Origin of the sequence: Bradyrhizobium sp. 31Argb (assembly GCF_043638955.1) — a bacterium.
In the GTDB taxonomy this organism is placed as follows: Bacteria; Pseudomonadota; Alphaproteobacteria; order Rhizobiales; family Xanthobacteraceae; genus Bradyrhizobium.
Map to the genome: position 1 here is coordinate 1 of NZ_JBEGDB010000503.1, position 2,720 is coordinate 2,720.

Sequence of the window (2,720 nt, forward strand, 5' to 3'; positions counted from 1 at the left end):
TAGAAAGGGATCAGGAGCGGTCAGTTTCCAACTAACAAACCGGTTCAAGCGGTCCCGCTCCGCGGGTCCATTTCAGGGGTCAACATGGCTGATTTGCTCTTCGTGGCTCGACGGGTGGTCAGCGCCTCTTCAGCCTGCCGGAGTTCGCGCAGCGCTCTTTCCCATCGCCGCTCCAGCTCAGCGGCGATGAGGCGATTGTCAGGATCGACCCGATTATACTGTCGTTCGGCCAGGAGTGCCTGGTAGCGCAGTCGCTCAACCTGCTGCTCTTCGGCGCGATCAAGCGCTTCGTCGGTCTGCAGCCACGCATTGAGCGCACGCTTCCAGGCCTCCACCTCAGCGGGAGCGATCGCTGCAAAGAATGCAGCCACCACCTGTGCGTCGATTGGATCGGCGGGAAGATACTGGCATAGCGTCTTGCCTTGGTGGTTCAACAGGGAATTGCAGACGTAGCGAGGCCCGCCCTTGTATTGTATCGACATCTTGTGGCCGCACCGGCCGCACCAGGTGATGCCCTGCAAGATAGCGGCCCCCTCTCGGGGCACGCCACGCGTTTGATTGCGTTGGTATTCGGCATGGTTATCGTGCAACATGGCCTGGATCCGCTCAAAGCCATCCCAATCGATGTATGCAGGATAGCGGCCCTTTACTACTACCTTCCACTCTGCCATTGGGCAGCGGGCCGTCTTCAGTTTACCACTTGCATAGGTCGTGCGGCAGGACTTGGTACGGCCATAGACGAAAGCGCCAGCATAGGCCGGATTCCTCAAAATTCCGGAAATCATGCTGGCTGACGGTGTCCGCCACGCAATGTCGCCGAACCGGTCCCGCCGCGGTATCCAGCCAAGGTGATGCCATCATTGCCGCGATCGGATCGCGCCAACTTGTTATAGGCGGCGTAGCCATCCACCTGCAGGATGCCGCGATAACCACTGAGATGCCGGGCCGCGCATTCGCCGGCGCGGCGGTCTTCGAAGCGATAAGCCACCATCGGCGGACCGCTGCCGCCAAAGGTTCGATCATCTCGGGCATAGGCCCATAAGTAGGCCGTCTTTGTCGATCCGGAGCCGGGAGCCAGGGTCGGCAAGGTGGTTTCGTCGGCAAAGACCCGTTCGGCCTTCTTGACCTCGCTGAAGATGTAGTCGGCCACGATCTCGAGCTCGAAGCCGAGCTTGCCCATCCATTGCGCCAACTGGCGGTCCAGCTCGACCTGGTCGCGGGCGTAGATAGCCTCCTGTCGGTAGAGCGGCTGGCCATCGGCATATTTGGCGACGGCGATCTGGGCCAGAAGCGCTTCGGTCGGAATGCCACCTTCGATGATGTGAGCTGGGGCGGGCGCCTGGATCACGCCGTCCCCGTTCTTGAAGGCATACTTGGGACGGCGCGTGACGATCACCCGGAACTTCGCCGGCACCACATCCAGGCGCTCCGAGACGTCCTCGCCGATCAGCACCTTCTGCTTGCCGGCATGCTCAGCCAGCGCTTCCGGCTCAATGACGGTTTCGATCCGTTCCAGATGCGGCGCAAAGCCCTTGCGCCGGCGCGGTGCGCGCTTGCCATCCGCCTGCGCACGGCCCTTGCTGACCTGGGCCTTGATCGCAGCGATGCCGGTCTCGATCTCCTCGAAGACGAAGGCCTGCTGTTCATCGTCGCCGTTCGCCAATCCGAGCTTTTCCGATCGCCGGCCGAACCGGGCGCGGTCGAAGGACCTTCAGGATCTGCGTCAACCGCTCGATGCGCGCATCGGCATCGGCGTTGCGGGCCTTGAGATCGGCGACTTCGCTCGCCAGAGCATCGGCGCGGGCCGCTTTCTCGGCCATGGCAAGCACCATGGCCTTCAGCGTCTCTACGTCATTCGGGAGGCTGAGATCGGGCGGCGTCATTGACCCGACCAGAGCACATTTTGCTCTTTTTCTCTTGCCCTTTCAGCTCACTGATTCACTTCGCCGCAGTGCTTTTGCCCAACAATCTCCGGCGGCTTGACCGGCACAGCCCGGACCCGCTTCCAGTCCCCATCAACTGCGCGGAGGTGAGCTGCACCCGATGATGCCCGATCCGCGGCCAGCAGAACTTCGCCTTTTCGAGACGTTTCAAATAGAGGCACACGCCGGAGCCATCCCACCATACGATCTTGATTCGGTTGGCTCTTTTGGCCCGGAAGACATAAAGCGCCCCGTCGAACGGATCGCCGGCATCGCGCACAAGCGCAACAAGGCCATCGATACCCTTGCGGAAGTCGACGGGATGGCTGGCGAGGAACACCTTCACACCAGAGGGGATCATGCCGATCGGACCGCCCGGATCACCCGCTGCAAGTGTGCCTCGTCGACATCGACGCCGGCGCGCACGACCACCTCGCCAATGGCAATCTCGATCACTGCGTCTGACATGCACGCCACCGCGGCTTCGCGACTCGAGGGCCGCGACAGGTAGGTTCGTTCGGCCCGAGCATCGCGACGCCAGGCAAAGAGCTGCGAGGGGTGAATGCCGATCCGATGGGCGATCCCCGACACACTCGCGCCAGGCTCCTGCGCCTCTGCCACAACTTGCGCTTTGAACTCGTCCAACCAGCGTCGGCGAAGCTGTCGCGGCGCCCCCTCAAGACGCTTGGCGACGGCTTCAATCATATGGAAGGTTCTAGTGGCTCTGCACAGTGATTTTGACGTGTTGGGTGGGCTGTCAAATTAGCTCCGGCAGGTCTTTCGGATCCACGAGGACCT

3 protein-coding genes and 1 pseudogene are annotated in these 2,720 nt (G+C 61.9%); all 4 read right to left on the reverse strand.

Annotated elements, in window-relative coordinates; translation table 11 throughout:
- Nucleotides 1–44 precede the first annotated feature (44 nt).
- Nucleotides 45–785, reverse strand: coding sequence for a recombinase family protein (locus AAFX91_RS40670; RefSeq protein WP_394570242.1), 741 nt, complete (start codon nucleotides 783–785; stop codon nucleotides 45–47).
- A 53-nt stretch (nucleotides 786–838) separates the two neighbouring features.
- Nucleotides 839–1,883 (reverse strand): annotated as a pseudogene (gene tnpC / locus AAFX91_RS40675) (IS66 family transposase); the annotation flags it as partial.
- 55 nt (nucleotides 1,884–1,938) lie between these two features.
- Nucleotides 1,939–2,283: an IS66 family insertion sequence element accessory protein TnpB gene (tnpB, locus tag AAFX91_RS40680; protein ID WP_394570243.1), complete on the reverse strand. Its 345-nt coding sequence runs from the start codon at nucleotides 2,281–2,283 to the stop codon at nucleotides 1,939–1,941.
- On the reverse strand, nucleotides 2,280–2,627 hold the full coding sequence (locus tag AAFX91_RS40685) for a transposase (RefSeq protein ID WP_394570244.1): 348 nt from the start codon (nucleotides 2,625–2,627) through the stop codon (nucleotides 2,280–2,282). The genes tnpB and AAFX91_RS40685 overlap by 4 nt, the downstream gene beginning before the upstream one ends.
- Nucleotides 2,628–2,720: the final 93 nt, after the last annotated feature.